This is a genomic window from Mesorhizobium sp. Z1-4 (assembly GCF_004000235.1).
In the GTDB taxonomy this organism is placed as follows: Bacteria; Pseudomonadota; Alphaproteobacteria; order Rhizobiales; family Rhizobiaceae; genus RCIO01.
Genome location: NZ_RCIO01000005.1, coordinates 101271 through 127259 on the forward strand (window position 1 = coordinate 101271; position 25989 = coordinate 127259).

Here is a 25989-nt window from a genome sequence, read left to right on the forward strand (position 1 = left end):
CACGGGAGCGGTCAAGCAGCGGCAATCACGGGATCGGTAAAATGCGCGTTGTCGCATTAATGCGGAGCCAACCTGTGGCCGCTATGTGTCGATGCATGCTGATCGGAGCCGCGCATGGATCACGAGGATGACAACGAGCCGGGCGAGCGTTGCCGCATCAGGGTGGTGATTCGTGCCCGCGGCCGCGACCACGCTGGATATGTCATCAGACGTTCCGCCTTCAGCCTGCTGCTGCTCACCGACAATGTCGAAGGCATATGGACGGGCGACCGGATCGAAGTCGTAGGCCCCGGTTTCGGTCCCGTTGTCGGCGCTGCCGACTGGCGCATGCCGCGCCGCCTCGGCATGAAGATACACGGCGTGAGCGAGGCCGACGCCGGTCTGCGCGATCTCTGGCGTTTCTCGAAAGCCGAAAACCAGCCCAAGGCCGACGCCAAGACCTGAACCGGCTGTTGGCATAACGCTGGCTCCTACCGCGCGGCATCAATGCCCGCTAAGCTGGGGGCATGAACCAGCATATGCCCAATATCGGCCATTCGGCCTGTCCCCACGATTGCCCGTCCACCTGCGCGCTTGAGGTCGAATTGCTGGACGATGGCCGCCGCATCGGGCGCGTCCACGGCGCCAAGGACAACAGCTACACGGCCGGCGTCATCTGCGCCAAGGTCGCCCGCTACGCCGAGCGCATCCACCATCCCGACCGCCTTCTGAAGCCGTTGGTCCGCACCGGCGCGAAAGGCGAGGGCGCCTGGAAAGAGGCGAGCTGGGAAGCCGCGCTGGACCTCGTTGCCGAAAAATTCGCGCAAGCCGAACAAAGGCACGGCAGCGAATCCGTCTGGCCGTATCAATATGCCGGCACGATGGGCCGTGTGCAGCGCGACGGCATTCACCGCCTTCGCCACGCCAAGAAATACTCCAACCAGTTCGACACCATCTGCACCAATCTCGCCTGGACGGGCTTCACCGTCGGCGCAGGCACGCTGATGGGGCCGGACCCGCGCGAAATGGCGAAATCCGACTGCGTGGTGATCTGGGGCACCAACGCGGTCGTCACACAGGTCAATGTGATGACCCATGCCGTGCGCGCCAGAAAGGAGCGCGGCGCGAAGATCGTCGTCATCGATGTCTACGACAACGCGACCATGAAGCAGGCCGATCTCGGTCTCGTGCTGAAACCCGGCACCGACGGTGCGCTTGCCTGCGCGGTCATGCACATCCTGTTCCGCGACAATTTCGCCGACCGGCAGTATATGGAGAAACATACCGACGATCCGGCGGGCCTGGAGCGGCACCTTGCATCCAGAACGCCCGAATGGGCATCGGCGATCACCGGCATTCCGGTGGATGAGATCGAAGCGTTCGCCCGTTTGGTCGGCACCACGAAGCGCAGCTATTTCCGTCTCGGCTACGGCTTCGCCCGCCAGCGCAACGGCGCGGTCAACATGCATGCGGCATCCTGCATTCCCGCCGTCACCGGCGCCTGGCAGCATGAAGGCGGCGGTGCGTTCCACTCCAACAATGCGATCTTCAGGTTCGACCAGTCGCTGCTGGAAGGCGCGCAGTTTCGCGACCCCGGCATCCGCTATCTCGACCAGTCGCAGATCGGCCGTGTGCTCACCGGCGATTCCGCAGCCCTTTATGGTGGCCCGCCGATCACCGCGATGCTGATCCAGAACACCAACCCGGCCAATGTCTGCCCCGAGCAGCGGCTGGTGAAACAGGGTTTCCTGCGCGACGACCTCTTCACCTGTGTGCACGAACAGTTCATGACCGACACGGCGATGCTTGCCGACGTGGTGCTGCCGGCAACCATGTTCCTGGAGCATGACGACGTCTACCGGGGTGGCGGCCATCAGCATGTCCTGCTCGGCCCCAAGCTTGTGGAGCCGCCGGCCGGGCCGCGCGAGAACCTCTATGTCATCGAGGAACTGGCGAAGCGGCTCGGGGTCGGCCATCTGCCGGGCTTCGGCATGAACGCGCGCGAGCATGTCGAAATCATCCTGTCGAAGGCGGGGCTGGGCACGTTCGACACATTCCGGGAAGACCGCTGGGTTGACCTGCAGCCCGAATTCGCGACCGCCCATTTCGCCGGGGGATTTGCGCATGAGGACGGCAAGTTCCGTTTCAGGCCGGACTGGGCAGGGCAGATCGCTCCCAACCGGCCGCCCAAATCCATGGGGCTGCTTGGCCCCACGGCGGCGTTGCCCGAGTTCCCGGATCATGTCGATCTGATTGAAGTCGCCGACGCCGAGCATCCCTTCAGGCTGGCGACGTCGCCGGCGCGCTCGTTCCTCAATTCGAGTTTCACCGAGACACCGGGTTCATTGAAGCGCGAGGGACGGCCCGAACTCATCGTTCACCCCGACGACGCAGCCGCTCTGGGCGTCGAGGAGGGCGCGCGTGTCGAGATCGGCAATCACCGCGGCGAGCTGGTATTGCACGCCAGGCTCCTGGCCACCGCCCGGCGCGGCGTGGTGATCGCGGAGGGCATCTGGCCAAACGGCGCCCATGAGCGCGGCGAGGGCATCAATATTCTCGTTGGGGCGGACCAGCCCGCACCCTTCGGCGGCGCTGCGTTTCACGATACGAAAGTTTGGGTGCGTAATGCTGCCTGAGGCCGGTCACTTGCGGCTGTGATAGGTCAAAGCCATTGCGATACAGTGCCTTAGCGCGTCAGCCGGAATCGGTTTGTCAGCTCTGAAAAGCACCGCCCGCGTTCCTTCGAACTCGAACTCGCCCGGATAATTGGTTTCGAATTGCCGGGTGAGGTCGCTTTGGCAGTGGACGAAAAGCGCATAGTCGTACTCGGGCGATTTCGGCACGCCGAGCCGGATCGTGCTGCCGCTTTTGGTGTCGGGCGTCAGATAGGCCGGCTGTCCCCATTTGAGCGTTTCCTCGACCCGCCCTGCCGATTGGGTTGCGCCCGCCGCCTCGAAGATAAGGGTCCGCAACGCAAGCAGCCCTTCGCGTGCCCTGGCGGGCACAGCGTCGAAAGCCTCTTTGACGGCGGCATCGGGAAATTCAGGTTCGTTCATCGAAGTTCTCGCTCAGCCCGTAGAGCTTGCGAGGTCACTGGTGCCGTCGTCAATGCCGGGCGCCGACACTCCTGTCACTCTGCTTCGGCAGGTGTTGGCGGCTATTTTCCGCCAAGCTCTTCTGCTAGCCCGACGAGGATGCCCTCCGGGCCCCGGACATAGCAAAGCCGGTAGATGCCCTGGTAATCGACAATTTCGCCAACAAGTGTTGCGCCATGCGGCCGCAGCCGTTCCAGTAATTCGTCCAGTCTCTCCACGGCGAACATCACCCGCAGATAGCCGAGCGAATTAACCGGGGCGATACGGTGGTCGGCGATCACGGACGGCGCAAGAAAACGCGACAACTCAAGGCGGCTGTGGCCGTCCGGAGTAGCCATCATGGCGATTTCGACGCGCTGGTCCTTAAGACCGGTAACACGGCCCGCCCATTCGCCGTCGACCATTGCCCGACCCTCGAGCGCCAGGCCAAGTTCGCTGAAAAACGAGATCGCGTCATCGAGTGATTCCACCACGATGCCGACATTGTCCATTCGCTTGACTGCGGATTTTTTCGGGCTCATGCGATCTGCATCCCGATCAGGGGGTGAACCGCGCCAGCGATTCGATATCCACCACGCCGGTGTCGATTTCGGGCGCAACCAGCGCGCTGTCGCCGCTTTCGCGCCGCACTTTCACACCTTCATAGACAACCCGGTCGCCCTGCATGCGCACCTTGCCCTCCGCGACCATGCGCAGCGCCTGCGGGTAGAGCTTGTGCTCCATGCGCAGCACGCGGGCCGAAAGCGTCGCTTCGTTGTCGTCCAGCATCACCGGCACCGCAGCCTGCGCGATCACCGGCCCGGCATCGATCGCCGGGGTCACGAAATGCACGCTGCAGCCATGTATGCGCACGCCGGCGTCCAGTGCCTGTCCGTGCGGGTTCAGGCCTTTGAACGCGGGCAGCAGCGAAGGATGGATGTTGATGATACGCCCGCCCCATTTGCGCACAAAGCCGGGCGATAGCCTGCGCATATAGCCTGCCAGGCAGACGATCTCGGCCCCGAGCTCGTCCAGTGCCTCGTCGATGGCGCCGTCATGCAGATCGCGCGAAGCATGGTCGGAGCGCGCCACCGCGCGGGTGGCAATGCCGGCGCGGTTGGCAAAGTCCAGCCCCGGTGCGTCCGCCTTGTCGGATACCACGCCCACGATGCGTGCCGGATAGCCGATCTCCTCCGCCGCCTTGACCAGTGCCGCCATGTTCGAGCCGCGGCCCGAAATCATCACGACGGTGCGCTTTCTTTCCATGCTCAGATCTCCAGCTTGCCGCTGTAAACCACCCCGGATTCGCGCCGGGCGATCACCTGGCCGATCGGCGTCACCGTCTCGCCCTGCTGCTGCAGCACGGCGGCGACCTGCGCTGCCTGTCCGGCCGCAACCACGGCGATCATGCCGATGCCGCAGTTGAATGTACGCAACATCTCGTCGGCTGCAACGCCGCCCGTCGCGGCCAGCCACGAAAAGACCGGCGGAACCTCGATTGCGTCGAGCGTTATTTCGGCCGCGAATACCTCGGGCAGCACCCGCGGCACGTTCTCGGGGAAGCCGCCGCCGGTGATATGCGCCAGCGCCTTGATGCCGTGCGTCGAGCGCATCGCGTTGAGCAGCGGCTTCACATAGATGCGCGTTGGCTCAAGCAGCGCGGCTCCGAGCGTTCTGTCTGCGGCGAACGGCGCCGTGTCGTCCCAGCCCGATCCGCTCATCTCAACGATACGCCGCACCAGCGAATAACCGTTGGAGTGCACGCCGCTGGAGGCAAGGCCGAGAAGCACGTCGCCTTCCACAATGTCGTCGGTCGGCAGCAACTGCCCGCGCTCGGCAGCACCCACCGCGAAACCGGCGAGGTCGTAGTCGCCTTGCGCGTAGAGCCCCGGCATCTCGGCCGTCTCGCCGCCGATCAGCGCACAGCCCGCCTGGCGGCAGCCTTCCGCAATACCGGCCACAATTGAGGCGCCCTGGTCGGGGTCGAGCTTGCCGGTTGCGAAATAGTCGAGGAAAAACAGCGGCTCGGCCGCCTGCACCACCAGGTCGTTGACGCACATGGCAACGAGATCGACGCCTATCGTGTCGTGAATGCCGGTCTCGATCGCGATCTTGAGTTTGGTGCCGACGCCGTCATTCGCGGCCACCAGCACCGGATCCTTGAAGCCCGCGGCCTTGAGGTCGAACAGGCCGCCAAAGCCGCCGATCTCGCCGTCGGCGCCCGGCCGCATGGTGGAGCGCACCATCGGTTTGATCTTGCGGACCATCTCGGCGCCGGCATCGATGTCGACACCGGCTTCGGCATAGGTAAGGCCGTTTTTGCTGTCGCTCATCGGTGATCTGCCAAGCATGGAATGGACATGCCGCGCTCTTCGCATGAAGCCGGCGCACCCGCAAGCACGGCGGCCGGCTCAGTCACAGGCAAACGAGGCCTGCAAAGCGCTGGCTCAGGGCTTTCGCGGCGTACTGGCCCTTGAACAGGGTTCGGCGCACGGCCATCTTCAACGCAACGGCGGAAGATGCCGGCGAAACGCGAACGGCCTCAAATTGACGATACCCAATCTCATTACGCTGCTGCGATTCTTGCTGGTGCCGGCGATCGTTTATGCCATGCTGGAAGGTGCCATGGGCTGGGCGCTGGCAGGTTTTCTGGTTGCCGGGGTGTCCGACGGAATTGATGGCTTCATTGCACGCCAGTTCGACCAGAGGTCCGAACTTGGCGCCTATCTCGACCCGATTGCCGACAAGCTGCTGCTGGTTTCGGTCTTCGTCGTGCTGGGGCTGATGAGCGAACTGCCGCTCTGGCTGGTGATCGCGGCTGTTTCGCGCGACCTGCTTATCGTCGGAGGGGTTGTTCTGTCCGGTCTGCTCGGCCACCCGGTAGAGATGAAGCCGTTGATGATCTCCAAGGCCAACACGGCAATGCAGATCGTGCTGGCCGCTGCGGTATTGTTCGAACTCGCGCTTGAGACAGCCTTCGGTGGCCTTCGCGGCTGGCTCGTCATATTGTCTGGCGGCTTGACCGTCGCCTCCGCGGCGGCCTATCTCGTGGCCTGGTTCAGGCACATGAATGGCTATGGCGAAAGCGAAAACCCGCACCTCTAGAAGCGCGTCTTCGCGCTCAGGCACCCGAAGCACCGGCAGCAAATCCGCTGCCGCTGCAAAACCGACCACCGTTGTCGAACTCGGACCCGATGCGACGGCCGCGATCGACATTCGCCGTCAGGTTGCATTCTGGTTGCTGACGGCTGCCATCTTTGTCGCTTTCCTCTATATTTTCAGCTCTATCCTGCTGCCGTTTCTGGCCGGCATCATCCTGGCGTATTTCCTCGACCCCGTTGCCGACTGGCTCGAGCGTCTGGGCCTGTCGCGGCTGGCCGCGACGATTGTCATTCTCGTCGGTTTCGTACTGTTTTTCGTGCTCGGCCTGATGATCGTGATTCCAGTTCTGGGATCGCAGCTCGCCGGGCTGATTTCCCTGCTGCCGGATTATCTGTCCCGGCTGCAGACGCTCATAACCCGCTTCGATCCGGGCTGGCTTGAGCAGAATATCGGCGTCGATCCTGCTTCGTTGCGCGAGAGCCTGAGTTCGCTGCTGAGCCAGGGCGCAAGTTTCCTCAGTGCCCTGTTCCAGTCGATCTGGAATTCCGGTCGCGCACTGATCGATATCGCTGGCCTGTTCGTCGTCACGCCCGTGGTCGCATTTTATATGCTACTCGACTGGGACCGCATGGTCGCCCGCGTCGACAGCTGGGTGCCGCGCGATCACCTGGCCACGGTCCGCCGGCTCGCCTCCGAGATCAACCGCTCCACCGCAAGCTTTGTGCGCGGGCAAGGCACGGTCGGCCTCATTATGGGCATCAGCTATGCCGTGGCGCTCACCCTGGTCGGGCTCAATTTCGGCCTGCTTATCGGCCTTGTCGCGGGCCTGATCGGGTTCATCCCTTATGTCGGTTCCGTCGTCGGCCTTGTGCTTTCGCTCGGCGTCGCGCTGGTTCAGTTCTGGCCCGAATGGCAATGGGTGGCCGCGGTGGCGGCAATCTTCTTTGCCGGCCAGATGGTCGAGGGCAATATCCTGCAGCCCAAGCTTGTCGGCGGCAGCGTCGGTCTGCACCCCGTCTGGCTGATGTTCGCCCTGTTCGCTTTCGGTTACCTGTTCGGTTTCGTCGGCCTGCTTGTGGCGGTGCCGGCGGCTGCTGCGATTGCTGTTCTGGTGCGTTTCGCCATCGAGCGTTATCTGGAATCGCCCGTCTATCGCGGCGGCGGTGGCCAGGACGACAGCCGGTAGGGCCATGGCGAAGCCGCCCCCGCAGCAGATCGCACTCCAGTTCAGCCGCGAGCCCGGCCTGAGCCGCGCCGACCTCGTTGTCAGCTCGGCCAATGCCGACGCCGTCGCGCTGATCGACGCCTGGCCCGCCTGGCCGTCCAATGTCGTGGTCATCGCCGGCCCGGTCGGCTCGGGCAAGACCCATCTGGCGTCGATCTGGCGCGAGGAGACGGGCGCGCTTGCCGCCGACCGGCGTGCGCTCGGCCCCGAAATCCTGGAAGCGCTCGAAGGCGGTGCGCTGCTGGTCGACGATGCCGATGCCGGCGGACTGGACGAAAACGGCCTGTTTCATGCCATCAACGCGGCGCGTGAATCCGGCAGCCACATCCTGCTTTCCGCGCGGCGCTTTCCACTCGGCTGGGGTGTTGCTCTGCCCGACCTGCGCTCGCGCCTGGGCGCCGCCTCCACGGTCGAAATCCGCGAGCCTGACGACCTGCTTCTGGCCGGCGTCATCACCAAGCTTTTTGCCGACCGCCAGGTCGAGATCGACCCGCAGGTGGTTCAGTTCCTGGTCAAGCGGATCGAACGCTCGCTGGCGACTGCGATCGGCGTCGTGGAGCGGCTTGACCGTGCCGCACTTGAGGCCAAGAGCCGCATCACGCGCCAGCTGGCAGCGACGGTGCTTGGCGGTTCGGACATGGGTCAGGCGTCGCTGCCGGTCTGAGCTCACGCACTGTCACAGCAATGAAACCGTAATGCCGCCAAAGCGCCCAGATTGGGTCCAATTGCCGCCCGCTGCGCAGGCTACGCCTTCGACAGCCATCGGAGAGGGACACCATCATGCGCAACTGGGAAGACGATTTCGCTTTTTACCTGCTCGCGGCCTTCGTCGCCGCCGGGCTGGTTTTTGTTGCCTGACGAACATGCAGCGCATGACCGGGTACGGTCCTGTGGCCCCGCAGCGCGTGCGCGGCGCCGGAGATCGTTTCGCCAGACACGGCCTTGACGGCTGGCGGCTCTACCCGCATCAGGCTTACGGGCCGGAACGGGGGAGGGCCGCTTTTGTCCGAGGCATTCGGAACGACGCCTGACGGCGAAACCGTCTACCGCATCAGCCTGTCCGGCGGCGGGCTCTTCGCAGCGGCGTTGACCTGGGGCGGCATTCTCCAGGATCTGCGGCTTGCGGGCCATTCAGCACCTTTGGTGCTCGGCTTCCCGACGCTCGAACCTTACCTTCGGCACCCGCTCTATATGGGCGCCATCGTCGGGCGTTACGCCAATCGCATCGCCAACGGCCGCTTCGAACTTGGCGGCAAAACTTACGAGATCGACAATGGCGGCGCGCCCGGCCACGTGCTTCACGGCGGCATACGCGGTTTCGACAAGCGCAATTGGGCGATTGCCGACCGCGGCCCCGATTTCGTAGCGCTCACCTACTTTTCGCCGGATGGCGAAATGGGCTTTCCCGGAAACCTCAGCGCCGCCTGCACCTACCGGCTGACTGCCGAGGGGCGGCTGCGGATAGTCATGCGGGCGACATGCGACGCCGAAACGCTCTGCGCCTTCACGCAGCACAGCTATTTCAATCTCGACGACGGCGGCGCCTCGCCGGCACTCGGACACAAACTGCAGGTCGCTGCCGACAGCTACCTGCCGGTCGATGAGCGTCTTATTCCCTTGGGCGAAACCGCGCCGGTGGCAGGAACGCGGTATGATTTTCGCACCTCTCGGCAGGTCGCGACTGATCCTCGCGAGGCTGGTTACGATCTCAATTTCTGCCTCGCGCCTGCTCGCCGCGCGTTGACCCATGTGGCCACCCTGGAGGGTGCGCGCTCCGGTGTCTCGATGCAATTGTCCACGACCGAGCCCGGCCTGCAGTTCTTCGACGGCGCTCCGATCCCCGCCGGTCTCAAGGGCCTCGACGGCATTGTCTATGGCCCGCATGCCGGCCTGTGCCTCGAACCTCAGATCTGGCCCGACTCGCCCAACCGGCCGGGTTTTCCGAGTGCGGTTCTGAAGCCGGGGGAGAGATATGAAGCGGTGATCGAGTATGGGTTTGCGTCTGGATGACAAATGCGGCGGAGCTTCGCCGCCGTCAGCGAACGGAAGCTGATCCCAGACAGGTTCATGTCCTCGGGCGTTCCGCAATCTACAGATGATCGAGCCGGAAATGGGGGCGCTTATGGTGGCGATCCCGACAGGATTCGAACCTGTGACCATCGGCTTAGAAGGCCGGTGCTCTATCCAGCTGAGCTACGGGACCGTCGCGCCCTTTCGGGCGTGAAAACCGGCATGCGCCGGGGATCAGTGCGTCCAGGGCGTCTTGCGGTCATAGCGGAAATTTTCCGCGTATGAAATCTGCCGCCGGCGCGGCTCCTTCGGCTCTTCAACGCGCGCCGCGATGCCGTTTGCCTCGGCATAGGCCTGGGCTTCCTCGCGTGTCTCGAAGACGAGCTTGATCTGGCTCTTCATGTCCGAGGATGTGGTGTAACCCATCAGCGGGTCTATTCTGCGCGGGCTCTCCGGTTCGAACTCCAGCACCCAACGGCCGGTCTTGGCCTTGCCGGATTGCATGGCGGTGCGGGCGGGGCTGAAAATTCGTGCAGACATGAGATGTCCCTGGAACGCGGTTTGTTTCATGCGCTGCCTAGTCCAAAAATCCCGCTTTGCAAAGCGGTGGCGATGAATTCGGCGCCGGGCGCGGGAGTTTTTGCTTGCACCGGCGGGCGCGAGGCACTAGGCAGGCGCCGCACCGGAACGGAGCGTAGCGCAGTCTGGTAGCGCATCTGGTTTGGGACCAGAGGGTCGCAGGTTCGAATCCTGCCGCTCCGACCAGCCGGCGTCTAGATCCTTGCGGCAGCCGCAAGCCCCCGCTCGATGTCCGCCCTCAGGTCGTCGACATCTTCCAGTCCGATCTGCAGCCGCATGACAGGCCCGGCGTAATCGGTGCGCGAGGCAACCCTGTCGTCCAGATGCACGTGAACGGCAAGGCTGTCATATCCGCCCCAGGAATAGCCCATTCCGACGATTTCGAGCGCGTCGAGGAAGGCATGGGCTTTTTCCTTGCCGCCACCGGCAAGCACGATCGAGAACAGGCCGCTGGAGCCCGAGAAATCCCGCTTCCAGATGTCGTGGCCGGCGGAGCTTTCAAGCGCGGGATGCAGCACCTGCGCAACGCCCGGCTGACCTTCCAGCCACTGCGCGATTTCGAGCGCGTTCCTGCGATGTTGTTCCAGCCGTACCCCGAGTGTGCGCAGCCCGCGCAGCGTGTTGTAGACGTCGTCGGGTCCAGGGCAGCATCCGAGCTGCAGGTAAGCCTCGTGCAGTCTCTCCCAGGCCGCCTCATTGGCCGAAATCGTGCCCGCCAGAATGTCGGAATGCCCGGCTATGTATTTGGTCGCCGCATGGATCGAGACGTCGACACCGAAATCGAGGGCGCGGAAATAAAGCGGCGTGGCCCAGCTGTTGTCCATCATCACGATCGCGCCGGCTGCGTGCGCCGCGTTGGCAATCGCCGGTATGTCCTGCATCTCGAACGTGTTGGAGCCAGGCGATTCGGTGAAAACCGCCTTCGTGTTCGGCTTCATCAGCCGCGAAATGCCGGCTCCGATCAGCGGGTCGTAATATTCGACCTTCACGCCCATGCGCGACAGCATGTTGTCGCAGAAACTCCGCGTCGGGAAATAGACCGCGTCCGTCACCAGCAGATGGTCGCCGGAGGAAAGGAAAGCCAGCAGCGGAACGGTGACGGCGGCAAGCCCTGTCGGAACCGTCAGTGTGCCTGCCGCGCCCTCCAGCTCAGTCATGGCCTGGTTCAGCGCATCGGTCGTCGGCGTACCCCGGGTTCCGTAGAGGTATTTCTGGTTCCGGGTCGCCATGGTGTGCGCATCGGGAAACAACACGGTGGATGCGTGGACGACGGGCGGGTTGACGAAGCCGTGAAAATCATGCGGGTCGTACCCCGAATGGGCCAGCCGCGTATGTACGCCGCGCTTGTGCTGCGTGCTGTCTGACATGAATGCTTCCTGCTAGATGTAGGTAGCGGACCATTATGCCCGCCACTGGCCAAGTGCAACCGCCAGCAGGCGTCGGTCGGCTTGTCCAGCCGGGCACTCGGATACGTCGCTTCGAGAGCCCGCGTGGAGCCGCATTCGGCCAAAACGATCCGCTTTTCGGCAAATAGAGGATTCGTTTTGCATTTCGGCGGCGGTGACGAGTGCCAATTTCCCGACACCACTTGACCCACGAATATTTATCGCATTCGATGGCCATCCGTATTGGGAGGTTGCGAGACAAGGTTTTGCTGTGCGCAGATCGCACAGCGAGGTTGTATCGGCCTCCCTGCGTAAAGAGGGGTTAATGCCCTTAGAGAAAATCAGAAAAGGTGCTTGGGCTATGAAGAGTATTTTGAAGGGTCTTGTGGGCGTATCGGTTCTCGCTCTGTCGGCGGGCGCTGCTTCGGCGGCCACGCTGGACGACGTGAAGAGCCGCGACGCGCTCAAATGTGGTGTGAGTCAGGGTCTCCCGGGCTTCTCCAATCCGGATTCGGACGGCAATTGGTCCGGCCTCGACGTTGATCTGTGCAAGGCGGTTGCCGCTGCCATCTTCGACGATGCCTCGAAGGTCGAATACGTGCCGCTTTCGGCCAAGGAGCGTTTCACCGCGCTGCAGTCGGGCGAAGTGGATCTGCTTTCGCGCAACACGACCTGGACCATGAGCCGCGACACGCAGCTCGGCCTGAACTTCTCGGTCGTCAACTATTATGACGGTCAGGGCTTCATGGTCCGTTCGTCCATGGGCATCTCGTCCGCATTGCAGCTTTCCGGCGCCGCGATCTGCACCAACACCGGCACCACCACCGAGCTCAACGTGGCGGACTATTTCCGTGCCAACAACATGGACTACGAGCTGGTCGCCTTCGAGAAGGCTGACGAGGTTGTCGCCGCTTACGATGCCGGCCGTTGCGACGTCTACACGACCGACCAGTCGGGCATCTATGCGCAGCGCCTGAAGCTGACCAACCCCGACGAGCACAAGGTGCTTCCGGAAGTCATCTCCAAGGAGCCGCTTGGCCCGGCAGTCCGCCAGGGCGACGATCAGTGGCTGAACATCGTCAAGTGGGTGCACTTCGCCATGGTCGAGGCCGAGGAATCAGGCGTCACCCAGGGCAATGCCGAAGAGATGAAGGGTTCCGACAACCCGAATATCAAGCGTCTGCTCGGCACCGAAGGTGAGTTCGGCACCGCGATCGGCCTCGAAAACGACTGGGGCTACCGCATCATCAAGCATGTCGGCAATTACGGCGAAGCGTTTGCACGCAACGTCGGCCCCGACACGCCGCTGAAGATCGCCCGCGGCCAGAACGCACTGTGGTCCAATGGCGGCCTGCAGTACGCTCCGCCGATCCGCTAAGGGTTAGCTAGAAAAAGGGCTGTCCGGGAAACCGGGCAGCCCGCACCAGGGAATACGTCGCGCCCAATATCGGCGGCCGGTCACCGGTCGCACAACAAAATCAATCGGCGCGAACGAGGGGAACACAAATGGCCGTCACTACCGCCGGGGAATCGGCGCCAAGGGTTGCGTTGCTCAACGACCCGAAGATACGCGCGTGGATCGTTCAGATTCTGCTGCTGGTCGTTCTGGTGTGGCTGACATATGTCGGCATCCAGAACATGTTCGCAAACCTGCAGGCCGCCAACATCGCGTCCGGTTTCGGCTTCCTGAACCGCAACGCGGGCTTCGCAATCAGCCAGTCGCTGCTCGAATACGACCAGGCCACATCGACTTTCGGCCGGGTGTTTTTTGTCGGGCTGATCAACACGCTGCTGGTTTCGGCCGTCGGGATCGTGATTGCGACGATCCTTGGATTTGTTGTCGGCATTGCCCGGCTGTCGCAAAACTGGGTCGTGTCGAGGATCGCCACGGTCTACATTGAGACGCTACGCAACATCCCGCTACTGCTGCAGATTTTCGTTTGGTACTTTGCTGTTCTGCGGCTGCTTCCCGGCCGCCGCGATTCGCTCGACATGGGCTTTCTCGGTCAGCTCAACATATCCGGCTGGTATGCGCCCAAGCCCGTCTACGGCGACGGCATCAACCTCGTGCTCGGCGCGCTGGTAATCGCGATCGTTGCCATATTCTTCATTTCCCGGTGGGCCAGAAAGCGCCAGGAGCAGACGGGTGAGACATTCCCTGTCTTCTGGACGTCGGTCGGCCTGTTCGTTGGCCTTCCGCTGATCGCCTATTTCATCGCCGGTATGCCGCTTTCCTTCGAATATCCGGAGCAGGGCAATTTCGGTCCGCGCGGCGGCGCGCGCATCTATCCCGAGTTCATCGGCCTGCTGCTGGCGCTGTCCTTTTATACCGGCGCCTTCATCGCCGAGATCGTTCGGGCAGGCATTCTCGGCGTCAACAAGGGCCAGACCGAGGCTTCGCACGCGCTGGGGCTCCGCAACGGGCCCACGCTGCGGCTGGTGATCGTTCCGCAGGCGCTGCGGATCATCATCCCGCCGCTGACGAGCCAGTATCTCAATCTGACGAAAAACTCGTCGCTGGCGGTCGCCATTGCCTATCCGGACCTTGTTTCGGTCTTCGCCGGCACTGCGCTCAATCAGACCGGCCAGGCAGTTGAGATCTTGATGATGACAATGCTGACATATCTGGTTCTGTCGCTGCTGATCTCGGCATTCATGAACTGGTACAACGCCAAAATGGCGCTGGTGGAGCGCTGATATGGCCGAGGATCCCAAAACCACGAAATCCGTGCCCGGCGTCAAGGGCAAGGCAGCCGATGTTGCCGCGCCCGAGGGCACGCCGGTCGCTTATCCGCACACCGCAGATGCACTCGCTCCCGTGCCGCATGGCGGAAATGTCGCCTATGTGCGCACTGAGATGGTGAGTTCGGAAGCGCCGCCGGCCATGGCCTCCGGCCCCGTCGCCTGGGTGCGCCAGAACCTGTTCTCCAGCATACCGAACACGGTGCTCACGCTTTTTGCGATCTATGTGATCTATGTGATCGTGCCGCCGCTGCTGCAGTTCGCGTTCGTCGATGCAGTGTGGTCGGGCACCGACCGAGCGGTATGCGCCACGGAGCAGCAGGGCGGCATTCAGCCCAACGGCTGGTTCGGCGCCTGCTGGGCCTATGTCGGCGCTTATGGCGAGCAGTTCATATACGGCCGTTATCCGGACGCCGAGCACTGGCGCGTCAATCTCGTGGCCGTGCTGTTTTTCGGCGGCCTGATACCGCTGCTCATTCCCTCCGCGCCGTTCAAGCGCGAGAACATCATCTTCATCAGCATCGTGTTCCCGGTCGTCGCGCTCGTGCTTCTGACCGGCGGGCACTTCGAACTCAACGGCTTCCTGCCGACCGGCTTCCTGTTCGAGCCCGGCATGCTGAAGTTCTGGGTCGACTTCCTGCTACTTTCGGCAATCGTTGTGGGTATCGCATACGCCATTGCCCGGGCTTCCGATACGGATCCGGTGCCCGGCATGCGCGGCGCGGGCATCTTTATGGCCGGCATCGCGGTCATCATGGCCATCTTCGCGGTGGATTTCGGTCTTGAGCATGTGCCGACCGACCGCTGGGGCGGCCTGCTGGTCACAATGGTGATCGCCGTTACCGGCATCGCCGTTTCGCTGCCCATCGGCATCGTTCTGGCGCTCGGGCGGCGTTCGCATATGCCGATCGTGCGTTTCTTCTCGGTGGTCTTCATCGAGTTCTGGCGCGGTGTGCCGCTGATCACGGTGCTCTTCATGTCGTCGGTCATGCTGCCGCTTTTCCTGCCCGAGGGTGTGACGTTCGACAAGCTGCTGCGGGCGCTGGTGGGCGTGGCGATGTTTGCCTCCGCCTATATGGCCGAGGTTGTGCGTGGCGGCCTTCAGGCCATTCCGAAAGGCCAGTTCGAAGGCGCGATGGCGCTCGGCCTCAACTATAACCAGATGATGCGCATGATCATCATGCCGCAGGCGCTGAAACTGGTCATCCCGGGCATCGTCAACACCTTCATTGGCCTGTTCAAGGACACCACGCTGGTGCTGATCATCGGCCTGTTCGACTTCCTTGGCCAGATTCAGTCATCCTTCACCGACCCGACCTGGGCCTCGCCGGTTCAGGCGCTTTCGGCGTATCTTTTCGCGGCGTTCGTCTATTTCGTGTTCTGCTTCGGCATGTCGCGATATTCGATATTCATGGAGCGCCGACTCGATACCGGCCATAGATAACAACGGCCTCAAAGGCCAAGCGGATCAGATAGGGGAACCGCCAAATGACGAGTGAAAACGCAGTTCGTGCCGACGACATCTCTGTCGACCGTTCGCGAATGCAGATATCCGACACGGACGTCGCAATCGAAATCACCGACATGCACAAATGGTATGGTGACTTTCATGTCCTGAAGGACATCAACCTCAAGGTCATGCGCGGCGAACGCATTGTCGTTTGCGGCCCGTCCGGTTCGGGTAAATCCACCATGATCCGCTGCATCAACCGGCTTGAGGAACACCAGAAAGGTTCCATCGTCGTCGACGGTATCGAGCTCACCAACGATCTGAAGAAGATCGACGAGGTGCGCCGCGAGGTCGGCATGGTGTTCCAGCACTTCAACCTGTTCCCCCATTTGACCATTCTGGAAAACTGCACCCTGGCGCCGATCTGGGTCCGCAAGACGCCGAAGAAGGAAGCCGAGGCGACGGCGATGCACTTCCTGGAAAGGGTCAAGATCCCCGAGCAGGCCAACAAATATCCGGGCCAGCTTTCCGGCGGTCAGCAACAGCGCGTGGCGATTGCCCGTTCGCTTTGCATGAACCCGCGCATCATGCTGTTCGACGAACCGACCTCGGCGCTCGATCCCGAAATGATCAAGGAAGTGCTGGAAACCATGGTCGGCCTCGCCGAAGAGGGCATGACCATGATCTGCGTCACCCACGAGATGGGCTTCGCGCGCCAGGTCGCCAACCGCGTGATCTTCATGGATCAGGGCCAGATCGTGGAGCAGAACACGCCGGCCGAATTCTTCGACAACCCGCAGCACGAGCGCACCAAGCTCTTCCTCAGCCAGATCCTGCACTGACCGGGCGGCCCGCGGGCACGACAACTCGACATCTCGGACCGGCGCTTCGGCGCCGGTTTTTTGTTGTCCGGGCGGCGCGGTATCAGGCGGGCGGTGCCGCCTTGGTTTCGCTCTTCGGCGGCTGGCAGGCATCGAAGCCGTAAAGCCAGTCGAGCTCCGCCGCGAGCTGCCTGCCGGAGCGTCCCCGCAGGATGAGATTGCGGGCCAGCGCGATCGGCCCTGACGCGTGCCAGGCGAAATGGTTGAAGCGCCCGCGCGCTTCGACGCGTTTGATGCGCGGCCGCCTGACAGCTTCATAGCGGGCAAGCGCACCGGCGATATCGTCGGGCGTCGCCGCCACCAGATTGGCAAGCATGATCGCGTCTTCCATCGCCATAGCCGCGCCCTGCGCCGCAAAGGGCGTCAGCGCGTGCGCCGCGTCGCCGATCAGCGCCACGCTCGCCCCGCCGGTCCATGGGTGGTCCGGCGGCACTTCGCGGATCGGCCACAGGCTCCAGGGGGCTGCCTCGCGCGCCAGTGTCGCCAGCGGTGCCGCCGTTCCGCGCATCAGCCTGGCCAGAACCTCCGTATCGCCGGTTTCGCCGGGGCGCGCGGCCGCGTGTTTGGCATCCACGATCACGACGAGATTGACGGCCGTACCGCCGCGGATCGGATAGGCAACAAGGTGGAAACGCTTGTGCGCGTAGACCGTCACGCAGTCGGCGGGCATCGCTTCCAGCAGCGACTGGCCGAGCGGCCCGTTGGCGCGCACGGTGCTGCGCCAGGCCGAAAAGCCGCTGTAGTTGGGGGCGGCATCGCGCGTGCCGAGATTGCGCACCGTGGAGCCGACGCCGTCGGCCCCGACCAGAAGCAGGCAGGCGGCTTCTTTCACGTCGCCGGCAACGTCGATTGAAACGGTCACGCCACGCGGATGAAACGCCGCATCCGCCAGCCGGGCGCCGGTCACCAGCCTTATGTCGGGTTCGCGTTTCGCGCGGGCCAGAAGTGCGGTCTGCAGGTCGGCCCGGTGCGCGACAAGGTAAGGCGCGCCCCAGCGGTCTTCCGCACGGCTGCCGAGCGGCACTTCCGCTAGCCGCCGCAATTTGCGCGCCTCGCGCACAACCACCGCCCGCGGCTCCACGGCGCTCGGGATCAGATGTTCAAGAACGCCGAGATGCGCCAGAACCCGAGTAGCGTTGGGCGAAAGCTGGATGCCGGAGCCGGCGTCTTCGAGTTGCGGCGCCTGTTCGAACAGCTGGACGGAAAAGCCGTTTTTCGCAAACGCGATAGCCGCCGTCAGGCCGGCAATGCCGGCGCCGGCAATGACGATCTGCCGTGAGCGCCGGGTATCCATGAGGCTGCCGCGCCCGCGCCGTCAGGCGGCCTTGCTTGTATAGGCGCAGCCCTCGGGCTTCGTTTCTTCGCCATGCAGCTTGGCGTTATAGGCAAAGAGCGTGGAGCAGTAGGGGCATACGATCTCGTTCTCGTCACCCATGTCGAGGAACACATGCGGATGGTCGAATGGCGGGTTTGCGCCGACGCATTTGAATTCCTTGACGCCGATTTCCACCTTGTGGTGGCCCGCATCGTTCTGGAAATGCGGAATATGGTGGCCTGCCATGATGTACTCCCCGGAAAACGGACCGGCCGCGCCTGCGGCGCCGATTGCAATCGGTTTGAAACATCTGGCAATTCAATGCAAGCGAGCTGTGGAGAATCTGTCGGCACTTGTGATGCGCCGGCGGGCCGATCGAACTAAGATGTTGGGGCAGGCGAGGGGTGCGCCGGCAGTTGGAGAGTGCGATGAACGAGTTGAGGCCGCTCAAGGCCGAATTCGCGGACGGTTCGAAAGGCCTGCCCGGCGGAACCGATCCCAGCCCGGATCGTTTCGTCAACCGGGAGTTTTCCTGGCTGCAATTCAACCAGCGTGTCCTGGCCGAATCGCAGAACCCCAACCACCCGCTGCTGGAGCGCCTGCGTTTCCTGACCATCTCCGCCGCCAATCTCGACGAGTTCTTTATGGTGCGGGTCGCCGGCCTTGCCGGCCAGGTGCGTGAGGGCATTGCCACTCGCAGCGACGATGGCCGGACCCCGCAGGAGCAGCTCGACAACATCCTGCTTGAGGTCGAGCAGTTGCAGGCCGCACAGCACAAATCCCTGGCCAATCTGGCGTCGATGCTGGCAGCCGAGGGCATTCTCATCGTCCGCCCCGAACAGCTGACCGAGGCGGACCGCGAGTGGCTTGCGCGGCATTTTGAGGAAGCGATCTTCCCGGTGATGACGCCGCTGTCGATCGATCCGGCGCATCCGTTTCCGTTCATTCCCAATCTCGGTTTCTCGCTGGCGCTCCGGCTGACGCAGCGGCGCTCCGGTGACGAAATGACGGCGCTGCTGCGCGTGCCGGTCTCGCTTGCGCGTTATGTGCGCCTGCCCGACCAGGAGAGCACGGTCCGCTTCGTGGCGCTCGAAGACGTCATCTCTATGCACATCCACCGGCTGTTCCCGGGCTACGATGTCGGCGGCCTCGGCACGTTCCGCATCATCCGCGACAGCGACATCGAGGTCGAGGAGGAGGCGGAAGATCTTGTGCGCCTGTTCGAATCGGCGCTGAAGCGCCGGCGCCGGGGGCAGGTCATCCGCATCGAATTCTCCGGCGAAATGCCCGAGATGCTGCGGGATTTCGTCTCCGGGCAGCTCGGCGTCGCGCCCAGCCGCATTTCCACCTTGAACGGACCGCTGGCCATCAACCAGCTGTCGGACATTGTCTCGCTGCCGCGCGATGACCTCAAATTCGCGCCCTACAATCCGCGGTTTCCCGAGCGCATCCGCGACCATGGCGGCGACTGCTTTGCCGCCATCCGCGAGAAGGACATCGTCGTCCACCACCCGTATGAATCCTTCGACGTCGTGGTTCAGTTCCTGCGCCAGGCGGCGATGGACCCGGATGTCGTCGCCATCAAGCAGACGCTCTACCGCACCTCAAACGACAGTCCCATTGTCCGGGCGCTCATCGACGCCGCCGAGGCCGGCAAGTCGGTCACCGCTCTCGTCGAACTCAAGGCGCGTTTCGACGAGGAGGCCAATATCCGCTGGGCGCGCGACCTGGAGCGGGCCGGCGTTCAGGTCGTATTCGGGTTCCTGGAGTTGAAGACCCACGCCAAGATGTCGCTTGTCGTGCGCCGGGAAGACGGCCGGCTGCGCAACTATGTGCATCTGGGCACCGGCAATTATCATCCCATCACCGCGCGCATCTACACCGACCTGTCCTACTTCACCACCAGTCCCGAAATCGCCCGCGACGTGGCGCAGGTGTTCAACTACATAACTGGTTATGCGGAGCCTGCCGACGAGATGAAGATCGCCATTTCGCCGTTTTCGCTCCGCCAGCGCATTGTCGGCCATATCGAGGACGAGATCGCTCACGCCGTGGCCGGGCGCCCGGCACAGATCTGGATGAAGATGAACTCGCTCGTCGATCCTGCGATCATCGACGCGCTGTATAATGCCAGCCGGGCAGGGGTGAGCGTCGATCTAGTGGTGCGCGGCATCTGCTGCCTGCGCCCGCAGGTGCCGGGTCTTTCCGACAACATCCGCGTAAAGTCCATCGTCGGACGTTTCCTCGAGCACAGCCGCATCTATTGTTTCGGCAACGGCGCGGGTCTGCCCTCCGACGAGGCGATCGTTTATTTCTCGTCCGCCGATCTGATGCCGCGCAATCTCGACCACCGGGTCGAGACGCTGGTGCCGATCACCAATGCAACTGTGCATGAGCAGGTGCTGGGGCAGATCATGCTCGGCAACATCATGGACAACCGTCAGAGTTTCGAAGTATTGCCCGATGGCACGTCGCGGCGCATGGCGCCGGACGAGGGTGAAGAGCCGTTCAATGCTCAGGAATATTTCATGACCAATCCGAGCCTTTCCGGCAGGGGCGATGCGCTCAAATCCCACGCGCCGAAGCGCATCGCGCGCTACCGGCGCGAGAAGAAAGCCGGCGTGGCCCGCCGTCCATGAATTCGTTCAACCAGGGCAGGCTGCAGGACCGCAATCCGCTGTCTGTGATCGATATCGGATCAAACTCGATCCGCCTTGTCGTTTATGAAGGCGTGGCGCGCTCGCCCACCGTCCTTTTCAACGAAAAGATGCTGGCCGGCCTTGGCCGCAACATTGTCACCACCGGCAAGCTCGATGCCGACGGCGTGGCCCGTGCGATCAACGAGTTCCGCCGCTTTCGCGCCCTGTCCGAGCAGGCCGGCTCCGACGGCATTCACGTCATCGCAACGGCCGCTGCGCGCGAGGCCGAAAACGGCCACGACTTCATCGAGCGCGTGGAGGAAATTCTCGGCACCGAGATCCAGGTGCTCACCGGCCGAGAGGAAGCGCGTTATTCCGCACTCGGCGTCATCTGCGGTTTTCACAATGCCGATGGCATTGCCGGCGACCTTGGCGGCGGCAGCCTCGAACTGGTCGACGTGAAAGGCGACGAAATCGGCGACGGCATCACTTTGCCGCTGGGTGGCCTGCGCCTGCAGGATTCGGCAGGCGGTTCGCCGACGGAGGCCGCGCGTATCGCACGCAGGGAACTCAAGCGGGCGGAGCTGCTGAAGGGCGGCGAGGGGCGTGTCTTTTATGCGGTCGGCGGCACCTGGCGAAATCTCGCCCGCCTGCACATGCTGGCGACGGGCTACCCGCTGCATGTGATGCACAATTACGAGTTCGACATTCAGAAGTCGGCCGCTTTTCTGGCCCGTGTCGCCCGCGGCGATATCGACAAGATCAAGGGAATCAACCGCATCTCCAAAATGCGCCGCGCGCTGCTGCCTTATGGCGCGGCGGTGCTGCAGGAGATCATCAAGTCGATGAAGCCCTCGAAGATCGTCGTTTCGGCGCTCGGCGTGCGCGAGGGCTATCTGTTTTCGCTGCTGGACGAAAAGCAGCGCGCCGCCGACCCCCTGATTTCGGCGGCCGAGGAGCTGGCCGTCTTGCGCGCGCGCTCCGTTACCCATGCGCGCGAGCTGGCGCAATGGACCGGGGAAACGCTTGCCGCTTTCGGCATCGGGGAAGAGCCGGCCGAGGAGCGCTACCGCAAGGCCGCATGCCTGATGGCCGACATCGGCTGGCGCGCGCATCCCGAATATCGCGGCACCCAGTCGCTCAACATCATTTCGCACGCGTCCTTCATCGGTATCGACCATCCGGGCAGGGCGCTGATCGCGCTCACCATCATGTATCGCTACGAAGGCATCTACGAAGACATGGTGAGCCCCGAATTGCGCGGCTTGGCGGGTTCCCGGTTTGTCGAACGCGCGCGCTTGCTCGGCGCCATGATGCGCGTGGTCTATCTGCTTTCGGCTGCCATGCCGGGCATCATGCCGAAGCTCAGATGGGTGAAACGCGACGACGGCGGCCTGACCTTGACGGTGCCGCGCGAGCACGCGGCCCTGATGGGCGAGCGGCCGGAGGCCCGGCTGTCGCATCTCGCCAAGGTCAGCGGCCTCGACCTGAAGCTCGGACTGGCGGACTAGCTCCCCCGTCCCCTCGCGTAGTCACGCACTGCCAGGCCGAAGGCTTGGAACAGCGCCCGGTTCACCGGGTTGGTCTCGGGGTCGTATTCCGCGTGCCACTGCACGCCCAGCGCAAAGCCCTTCGCACCGTCTATCTTGATTGCCTCGATCGTCTCGTCTTCAGCAATGCCTTCCACCACAACGCGTGTGCCGGTTTCGAGAATACCCTGGCCGTGCAGCGAGTTCACACGGATCGTCTCGCGGCCGAAAAGTCCTGCGAATGTGCCGCCCGGTGTCAGCCGCACATCGTGCCGGTCGGCGAACACAACCTCCGGATCGGGATGAATTTCGCCGTTTTCCAGCCGTGGCATGCGGTGGTTCATCCGCCCAGGGATTTCCCGTATCTCCGGATGCAGCGTGCCGCCATAAGCAACGTTCATTTCCTGAAAGCCGCGGCAGATGCCGAAGATCGGCACACCCTGCGCCACGCAGGCCTCCACCAGCGGCAGCGCAACCGAATCGCGGTCCTGATCGTAGGGTTCGTGTTTCGTGTCAGGTTCGGTGTTGAAACGGCTCGGATGCACATTGGCCCGCGCGCCCGTGAGCACGATGCCGTCGACCGCATCGAGCAGGTCGCCGATGCCGGTGATGTTGGGTTCGCCCGCGAAAATCAGCGGCAGCGCACCGGTGACGGAAGCGATCGAGGCGAGGTTGCGTTCGCCCGTCATCTGCACCGCGAAGCGGTTTTCGACGATGTAGCGATTTCCGATCACGCCGACGACAGGTCTTTTCATCGCTGCCTGGCCCCCGCTCACTCCGCCGCCGCAGGCAGATCGAATACCTCGATCCTGCGATCCTGGAACCTGATCGCGATTTCGCCCCGTACGAGCTGCAATGCCCGGTCGCCGAAAACCTCGCGTCGCCAGCCCGAAAGCGCGGCCACCTCGGCCTCTTCGCCGCTGGCGGCGATCCGGTCGATATCGTCGCTGGAGGCGAGCACCTTGGGTGCCACGCCTTCCCGTTCGGCCACCAGTTTCAGCAGCACCTTCAGCAGCTCGGCTGCGGCATTGGCGCCTTCGGGGTTGGGCCGGTGGCGCTGCGGTTTCGGCAGGTCGTCTTTCGGGATCGCCAGCGCGGCGGTGATCGCTTCCATCAGTCCGGCGGCGGCGCTCGAGCGTTCCCAGCCGCGCGGCACGGCGCGCAGCCGTCCCAGCGCTTCCGTCGTTGCCGGCATCTGCTGGGAAATCTCCACCAGCGCATCGTCCTTGAGGATGCGCCCGCGCGGCACGTTTCGTTCACGCGCCTCGCGCTCGCGCCAGGCCGCGATCGATATCGCTATCGCCAGCTGCTGCGGTTTGGCGTTGCGCAGTTTCAGCCGCTTCCAGGCGTCGTCCGGGTTTGGATCGTAGGTCTGGCGCGCCGTCAGCACCTCCATTTCCTCGTTCAGCCAGTGCGCCCGGTTTTCGCGCTCCAGCTCGGCGGCGAGATGACGGTAGACGTCGATGAGGTGGGTCACGTCGGCCAGCGCGTATTCCAGCTGCTTGTCCGAAAGCGGCCGCCGCCGCCAGTCGGTGAAGCGTGAGCTCTTGTCGATGCGCTCACCGGTGATTTTGTTGACCAGCTGGTCGTAGGAGACGCTGTCGCCGAAGCCGCACACCATGGCCGCCACCTGCGTATCGAACACCGGGTGCGGGATGAGGTCTCCGAGATGGAAGATGATCTCGATGTCCTGGCGCGCGGCGTGGAAGATCTTCAGCACCGCCTCGTCCGCCATCAGCGCGAAGAACGGAGCAAGGTCGATGCCGGGGGCCAGCGGGTCGATCAGATAGGCGGCATCCGGCGAGGCCATCTGGATAAGGCACAGCTCTGGCCAGAAAGTCGTCTCGCGAATGAACTCGGTGTCGACCGTGACGAAGTCGGATTTGCGGAGCGTTTCGATGGCCGTCTCGAGCTCGGCCTGTGTGGTGATGACGTTCATGCGCTCTGTTTAGTGTGATTTCTCGGGCGATTGAAGCGCTCAGTCGGTTTTCCCACGCCGTTGTACCCGCCCGGCAAGGCGCCCGAAGACGAGCGAGGTCCTCAGTAGCGCCGCAAACCGGCCGCGTTGTTCCGCCGGCACCGACGAGCGAACCCCCATCCGGTAAAGGATGATGAGGATGAAGATTGCATAGATCGCTGAGATGAAAAGAAACAGCGCATGCGGTCCGAACGCCACCATGACGAAGGACGCGGTGAAGGGTCCGAATATGGCGCCGATCGAATAGAACAGCATCAGACCGGCATTGAGCATGACGTATTCGTCAGGTCGGGCGCGGTCGTTGGCATGCGCTGCGGAAAGCGAATAAAGCGGCATCGCGAACGCGCCGAACACGAAAACGACTGCGAAGTTGGCCGGCCGGCTTGAACCGGCGAAAAGAGCCAGCGCCAGAGCCGACGCCAGTGCCGCAATCGAGGTGGCGATCAGCACCTTGCGGCGGTCCCATTTGTCGGAAATGTATCCGAGCGGATACTGGATCAGTGCGCCGCCGACGATCGATACCGAAACGAATGCGGCAACGTCGGCGACCGAAAGCCCGATCTGCTGGGCGTAGATCGGGCTCAGCATACGGAATGCGCTGTTGGTGACGCCGACCGAAATACAGCCGATGGCGCCGAGCGGGGAGATCATCCAGGCGCGGCCGAGGTCGAATTTCACATTGTCCGGCGGCTTGGGGTTGGAGCGGTCGCCCAGCGAGACGGGCACCAGCGACAGCGTGATCATGATCGTCATGACGGCGAAAATCGCGAAGCCGCCGGCGCCGACAGCCGGAATGAGAAATTGCGAACCGGTCACGGCGCCGAGATCGAGTATGCGGTAGATCGCAAGCACGCGCGCCCTGTCGCGGTTTTCGACGCCTGAATTGATCCAGCTCTCTATGACCGTGAACAGTCCCGAAAAACAGAAACCTGAAACGAAACGGATCGCAGTCCAGCTCCAAGGGTCGATCAGCACCGCCAGAAGCAATGTTCCCGAGGCCGCCATCGCGGCGAGCGCGGCAAAGGCGCGGATATGGCCGACGGCGTGCAATATGCGCACCACAAACACGCAGCCGATCAGAAATCCGGCGAAATAGGCCGTTCCCATCAGGCCGATCGAGGCCGGAGTGAAACCCTCCTGCGCCCCGCGCAGTGCGATCAGGGTGCCTTGCACCCCGTTGCCGCCCAAAAGGATGGCTGCCGCGATGAGTAGCGGGATGAGCGGGCGCAGCGATGACATCGGATCTACCGTGGAACCTGCTGCTTCTATGCGCGAACGAGGCGGCAATGTCATGCCCCAATTGTCCGCCCGGCCTAGACCAGAAGCTGACGCCCGCCGTCGAGGTGTCAGCCGCTGATCAGCCCCGCGCGAAGGGCTTCGCTCACTGCCTGCGACCGGCTCGTTACGTCCAGCTTGCGGAAGGCGTTCTTGAGGTGAAAACGGACCGTGTTCTCGGACACGCCGAGAATGTCGCCGATTTCCCGGTTGCTCTTGCCCCTTGCCGCCCAGTGAAGGCAGTCGATCTCGCGGGAACTGATGTCCGGGCGTAGTTGCCGTTCATGTCCGTTGCCGCCTGAAATGCCGTGCGCGCCATCAAGGGCTTGCATCAGATACGAAGCAAGCAAATGGATTTCGTGCCGGGTCGAGGCGAAGAACTCTGCCGTCTTCGCGCCTCTGCCGCGCAGATAGACCGTAACACCCTTGTTCACCGATACCGTGCTCAAGGGCACCAGCCAGGCATGCCGCACGTCGAATGCCTTGAGCATGAATTTCTGCCAGCGCACCGAGGCGTTTTGCGGACACCGGTGCAGAAAGGCCACATAGTCGAACGGCACCTTTCCCGCGGCGGTTTCGTCGATCGTGGGGCACATTTGCATCCAGCCGTCGCGGACATAGTCGCCGATCAATTTCATGTCGTAATCGCACACCACGAAATTGCCGTTCTGGTCGACATTGTTGATGGTTTCGACAGCAAACGAATAGGCATCGAATCCGTGATAGCCGATGGCTTTTATCGTCCCTGAAAACAGCTCGACGATTTCAGCCGCTGTTGTACACGCTGCTAGTCCCTCGATCAGCCGATCCACATTCTGCATGGGCA

At 63.1% G+C, this 25989-nt stretch carries 24 protein-coding genes and 2 tRNA genes; 13 read left to right on the forward strand and 13 right to left on the reverse strand.

Annotation, left to right across the window (positions count from 1 at the left end; genetic code table 11):
* Nucleotides 1–114 precede the first annotated feature (114 nt).
* Together EP165_RS16350 and EP165_RS16355 are read left to right on the forward strand one after the other, a co-directional pair.
* Nucleotides 115–444, forward strand: coding sequence for a hypothetical protein (locus EP165_RS16350; protein ID WP_127523909.1), 330 nt, complete (start codon nt 115–117; stop codon nt 442–444).
* Between the two features lie 62 nt (nt 445–506).
* Nucleotides 507–2615: a molybdopterin oxidoreductase family protein gene (locus EP165_RS16355; RefSeq protein WP_127523910.1), complete on the forward strand. Its 2109-nt coding sequence runs from the start codon at nt 507–509 to the stop codon at nt 2613–2615.
* Between the two features lie 6 nt (nt 2616–2621).
* On the opposite strand, the gene EP165_RS16360 is transcribed toward EP165_RS16355, so the two are convergent.
* From EP165_RS16360 to purM, 4 genes are all read right to left on the reverse strand, one after another.
* Nucleotides 2622–3035: a DUF1801 domain-containing protein gene (locus EP165_RS16360; protein ID WP_127523911.1), complete on the reverse strand. Its 414-nt coding sequence runs from the start codon at nt 3033–3035 to the stop codon at nt 2622–2624.
* 101 nt (nt 3036–3136) lie between these two features.
* Complete coding sequence (locus EP165_RS16365; RefSeq protein ID WP_206075932.1) at nt 3137–3595, reverse strand: VOC family protein; 459 nt, start codon at nt 3593–3595, stop codon at nt 3137–3139.
* A gap of 16 nt (nt 3596–3611) precedes the next feature.
* On the reverse strand, nt 3612–4319 hold the full coding sequence (gene purN, locus EP165_RS16370) for a phosphoribosylglycinamide formyltransferase (RefSeq protein ID WP_127523912.1): 708 nt from the start codon (nt 4317–4319) through the stop codon (nt 3612–3614).
* A gap of 2 nt (nt 4320–4321) precedes the next feature.
* A complete protein-coding gene (gene purM, locus EP165_RS16375; RefSeq protein WP_127523913.1) occupies nt 4322–5386 on the reverse strand; it encodes a phosphoribosylformylglycinamidine cyclo-ligase in 1065 nt (354 codons plus the stop codon).
* A 214-nt stretch (nt 5387–5600) separates the two neighbouring features.
* Here purM and EP165_RS16380 point away from each other — a divergent pair, with 214 nt between their 5' ends.
* The 4 genes from EP165_RS16380 (at nt 5601) to EP165_RS16395 (ending at nt 9390) form a co-directional block, all read left to right on the forward strand.
* The gene (locus tag EP165_RS16380) at nt 5601–6158 is read left to right on the forward strand and encodes a CDP-alcohol phosphatidyltransferase family protein (protein WP_127523914.1); all 558 of its coding nucleotides are present in this window, start codon (nt 5601–5603) and stop codon (nt 6156–6158) included.
* Complete coding sequence (locus tag EP165_RS16385; RefSeq protein WP_127523915.1) at nt 6130–7341, forward strand: AI-2E family transporter; 1212 nt, start codon at nt 6130–6132, stop codon at nt 7339–7341. Before EP165_RS16380 ends, EP165_RS16385 begins: the two co-directional genes overlap by 29 nt.
* A 4-nt stretch (nt 7342–7345) precedes the next feature.
* Nucleotides 7346–8044, forward strand: coding sequence for a DnaA regulatory inactivator HdaA (hdaA, locus tag EP165_RS16390; RefSeq protein ID WP_127523916.1), 699 nt, complete (start codon nt 7346–7348; stop codon nt 8042–8044).
* Between the two features lie 338 nt (nt 8045–8382).
* Nucleotides 8383–9390: an aldose epimerase family protein gene (locus tag EP165_RS16395; RefSeq protein WP_127523917.1), complete on the forward strand. Its 1008-nt coding sequence runs from the start codon at nt 8383–8385 to the stop codon at nt 9388–9390.
* 116 nt (nt 9391–9506) lie between these two features.
* Here EP165_RS16395 and EP165_RS16400 read toward each other — a convergent pair.
* Both EP165_RS16400 and EP165_RS16405 read right to left on the reverse strand, forming a co-directional pair.
* Nucleotides 9507–9583: transfer RNA gene (locus EP165_RS16400), tRNA-Arg, on the reverse strand.
* A gap of 41 nt (nt 9584–9624) precedes the next feature.
* Nucleotides 9625–9930, reverse strand: coding sequence for an ETC complex I subunit (locus tag EP165_RS16405; protein WP_127523918.1), 306 nt, complete (start codon nt 9928–9930; stop codon nt 9625–9627).
* Between the two features lie 148 nt (nt 9931–10078).
* Between EP165_RS16405 and EP165_RS16410 the strand changes: the two genes are divergently transcribed.
* A tRNA-Pro gene (locus EP165_RS16410) sits at nt 10079–10155 on the forward strand.
* An 8-nt stretch (nt 10156–10163) separates the two neighbouring features.
* On the opposite strand, the gene EP165_RS16415 is transcribed toward EP165_RS16410, so the two are convergent.
* Nucleotides 10164–11336, reverse strand: coding sequence for a cystathionine beta-lyase (locus EP165_RS16415; RefSeq protein WP_127523919.1), 1173 nt, complete (start codon nt 11334–11336; stop codon nt 10164–10166).
* 379 nt (nt 11337–11715) lie between these two features.
* Here EP165_RS16415 and EP165_RS16420 point away from each other — a divergent pair, with 379 nt between their 5' ends.
* From EP165_RS16420 to EP165_RS16435, 4 genes are all read left to right on the forward strand, one after another.
* On the forward strand, nt 11716–12732 hold the full coding sequence (locus EP165_RS16420; protein WP_127523920.1) for an amino acid ABC transporter substrate-binding protein: 1017 nt from the start codon (nt 11716–11718) through the stop codon (nt 12730–12732).
* A 128-nt stretch (nt 12733–12860) separates the two neighbouring features.
* Nucleotides 12861–14051, forward strand: coding sequence for an amino acid ABC transporter permease (locus EP165_RS16425; protein ID WP_127523921.1), 1191 nt, complete (start codon nt 12861–12863; stop codon nt 14049–14051).
* A 1-nt stretch (nt 14052) separates the two neighbouring features.
* Nucleotides 14053–15540: an amino acid ABC transporter permease gene (locus EP165_RS16430; protein WP_348629565.1), complete on the forward strand. Its 1488-nt coding sequence runs from the start codon at nt 14053–14055 to the stop codon at nt 15538–15540.
* A 44-nt stretch (nt 15541–15584) separates the two neighbouring features.
* Nucleotides 15585–16388: an amino acid ABC transporter ATP-binding protein gene (locus EP165_RS16435; RefSeq protein ID WP_127523922.1), complete on the forward strand. Its 804-nt coding sequence runs from the start codon at nt 15585–15587 to the stop codon at nt 16386–16388.
* 82 nt (nt 16389–16470) lie between these two features.
* On the opposite strand, the gene EP165_RS16440 is transcribed toward EP165_RS16435, so the two are convergent.
* Nucleotides 16471–17721, reverse strand: coding sequence for an FAD-dependent monooxygenase (locus EP165_RS16440; RefSeq protein WP_127523923.1), 1251 nt, complete (start codon nt 17719–17721; stop codon nt 16471–16473).
* A 21-nt stretch (nt 17722–17742) separates the two neighbouring features.
* On the reverse strand, nt 17743–17988 hold the full coding sequence (locus tag EP165_RS16445; protein ID WP_127523924.1) for a zinc-finger domain-containing protein: 246 nt from the start codon (nt 17986–17988) through the stop codon (nt 17743–17745).
* 182 nt (nt 17989–18170) lie between these two features.
* Between EP165_RS16445 and EP165_RS16450 the strand changes: the two genes are divergently transcribed.
* The gene (locus EP165_RS16450) at nt 18171–20381 is read left to right on the forward strand and encodes an RNA degradosome polyphosphate kinase (protein WP_127523925.1); all 2211 of its coding nucleotides are present in this window, start codon (nt 18171–18173) and stop codon (nt 20379–20381) included.
* A complete protein-coding gene (gene ppx / locus EP165_RS16455; RefSeq protein WP_127523926.1) occupies nt 20378–21892 on the forward strand; it encodes an exopolyphosphatase in 1515 nt (504 codons plus the stop codon). The genes EP165_RS16450 and ppx overlap by 4 nt, the downstream gene beginning before the upstream one ends.
* Here the strand turns inward: ppx and EP165_RS16460 are convergent.
* The 4 genes from EP165_RS16460 to EP165_RS16475 all read right to left on the reverse strand — a co-directional run bounded on the left by EP165_RS16460 (nt 21889) and on the right by EP165_RS16475 (nt 25984).
* Entirely contained in the window at nt 21889–22665 is a 777-nt protein-coding gene (locus EP165_RS16460; protein WP_127523927.1) for a gamma-glutamyl-gamma-aminobutyrate hydrolase family protein, read from the reverse strand. The two genes, ppx and EP165_RS16460, sit on opposite strands and share 4 nt — an antisense overlap.
* Before the next feature lie 17 nt (nt 22666–22682).
* Nucleotides 22683–23849 (reverse strand): ribonuclease D, encoded by a 1167-nt coding sequence (rnd, locus tag EP165_RS16465; RefSeq protein ID WP_127523928.1) that lies wholly within the window; start codon nt 23847–23849, stop codon nt 22683–22685.
* A gap of 39 nt (nt 23850–23888) precedes the next feature.
* On the reverse strand, nt 23889–25127 hold the full coding sequence (locus EP165_RS16470) for an MFS transporter (protein WP_127524034.1): 1239 nt from the start codon (nt 25125–25127) through the stop codon (nt 23889–23891).
* Between the two features lie 107 nt (nt 25128–25234).
* On the reverse strand, nt 25235–25984 hold the full coding sequence (locus EP165_RS16475) for a response regulator transcription factor (protein ID WP_127523929.1): 750 nt from the start codon (nt 25982–25984) through the stop codon (nt 25235–25237).
* Nucleotides 25985–25989 lie beyond the last annotated feature (5 nt).

Coding starts and splice junctions, on each gene's coding strand:
- EP165_RS16365 (WP_206075932.1), bottom strand. CDS start 3,595: ATGAGCCCGAAAAAATCCGCAGTCAAGCGAATGGACAATGTCGGCATC.
- EP165_RS16435 (WP_127523922.1), top strand. CDS start 15,585: ATGACGAGTGAAAACGCAGTTCGTGCCGACGACATCTCTGTCGACCGT.
- EP165_RS16350 (WP_127523909.1), top strand. CDS start 115: ATGGATCACGAGGATGACAACGAGCCGGGCGAGCGTTGCCGCATCAGG.
- EP165_RS16445 (WP_127523924.1), bottom strand. CDS start 17,988: ATGGCAGGCCACCATATTCCGCATTTCCAGAACGATGCGGGCCACCAC.
- EP165_RS16440 (WP_127523923.1), bottom strand. CDS start 17,721: ATGGATACCCGGCGCTCACGGCAGATCGTCATTGCCGGCGCCGGCATT.
- EP165_RS16450 (WP_127523925.1), top strand. CDS start 18,171: ATGAACGAGTTGAGGCCGCTCAAGGCCGAATTCGCGGACGGTTCGAAA.
- EP165_RS16415 (WP_127523919.1), bottom strand. CDS start 11,336: ATGTCAGACAGCACGCAGCACAAGCGCGGCGTACATACGCGGCTGGCC.
- hdaA (WP_127523916.1), top strand. CDS start 7,346: ATGGCGAAGCCGCCCCCGCAGCAGATCGCACTCCAGTTCAGCCGCGAG.
- rnd (WP_127523928.1), bottom strand. CDS start 23,849: ATGAACGTCATCACCACACAGGCCGAGCTCGAGACGGCCATCGAAACG.
- EP165_RS16430 (WP_348629565.1), top strand. CDS start 14,053: ATGGCCGAGGATCCCAAAACCACGAAATCCGTGCCCGGCGTCAAGGGC.
- EP165_RS16355 (WP_127523910.1), top strand. CDS start 507: ATGAACCAGCATATGCCCAATATCGGCCATTCGGCCTGTCCCCACGAT.
- EP165_RS16405 (WP_127523918.1), bottom strand. CDS start 9,930: ATGTCTGCACGAATTTTCAGCCCCGCCCGCACCGCCATGCAATCCGGC.
- EP165_RS16460 (WP_127523927.1), bottom strand. CDS start 22,665: ATGAAAAGACCTGTCGTCGGCGTGATCGGAAATCGCTACATCGTCGAA.
- EP165_RS16425 (WP_127523921.1), top strand. CDS start 12,861: ATGGCCGTCACTACCGCCGGGGAATCGGCGCCAAGGGTTGCGTTGCTC.
- ppx (WP_127523926.1), top strand. CDS start 20,378: ATGAATTCGTTCAACCAGGGCAGGCTGCAGGACCGCAATCCGCTGTCT.
- EP165_RS16475 (WP_127523929.1), bottom strand. CDS start 25,984: ATGCAGAATGTGGATCGGCTGATCGAGGGACTAGCAGCGTGTACAACA.
- EP165_RS16360 (WP_127523911.1), bottom strand. CDS start 3,035: ATGAACGAACCTGAATTTCCCGATGCCGCCGTCAAAGAGGCTTTCGAC.
- purN (WP_127523912.1), bottom strand. CDS start 4,319: ATGGAAAGAAAGCGCACCGTCGTGATGATTTCGGGCCGCGGCTCGAAC.
- purM (WP_127523913.1), bottom strand. CDS start 5,386: ATGAGCGACAGCAAAAACGGCCTTACCTATGCCGAAGCCGGTGTCGAC.
- EP165_RS16470 (WP_127524034.1), bottom strand. CDS start 25,127: ATGTCATCGCTGCGCCCGCTCATCCCGCTACTCATCGCGGCAGCCATC.
- EP165_RS16385 (WP_127523915.1), top strand. CDS start 6,130: ATGGCGAAAGCGAAAACCCGCACCTCTAGAAGCGCGTCTTCGCGCTCA.
- EP165_RS16420 (WP_127523920.1), top strand. CDS start 11,716: ATGAAGAGTATTTTGAAGGGTCTTGTGGGCGTATCGGTTCTCGCTCTG.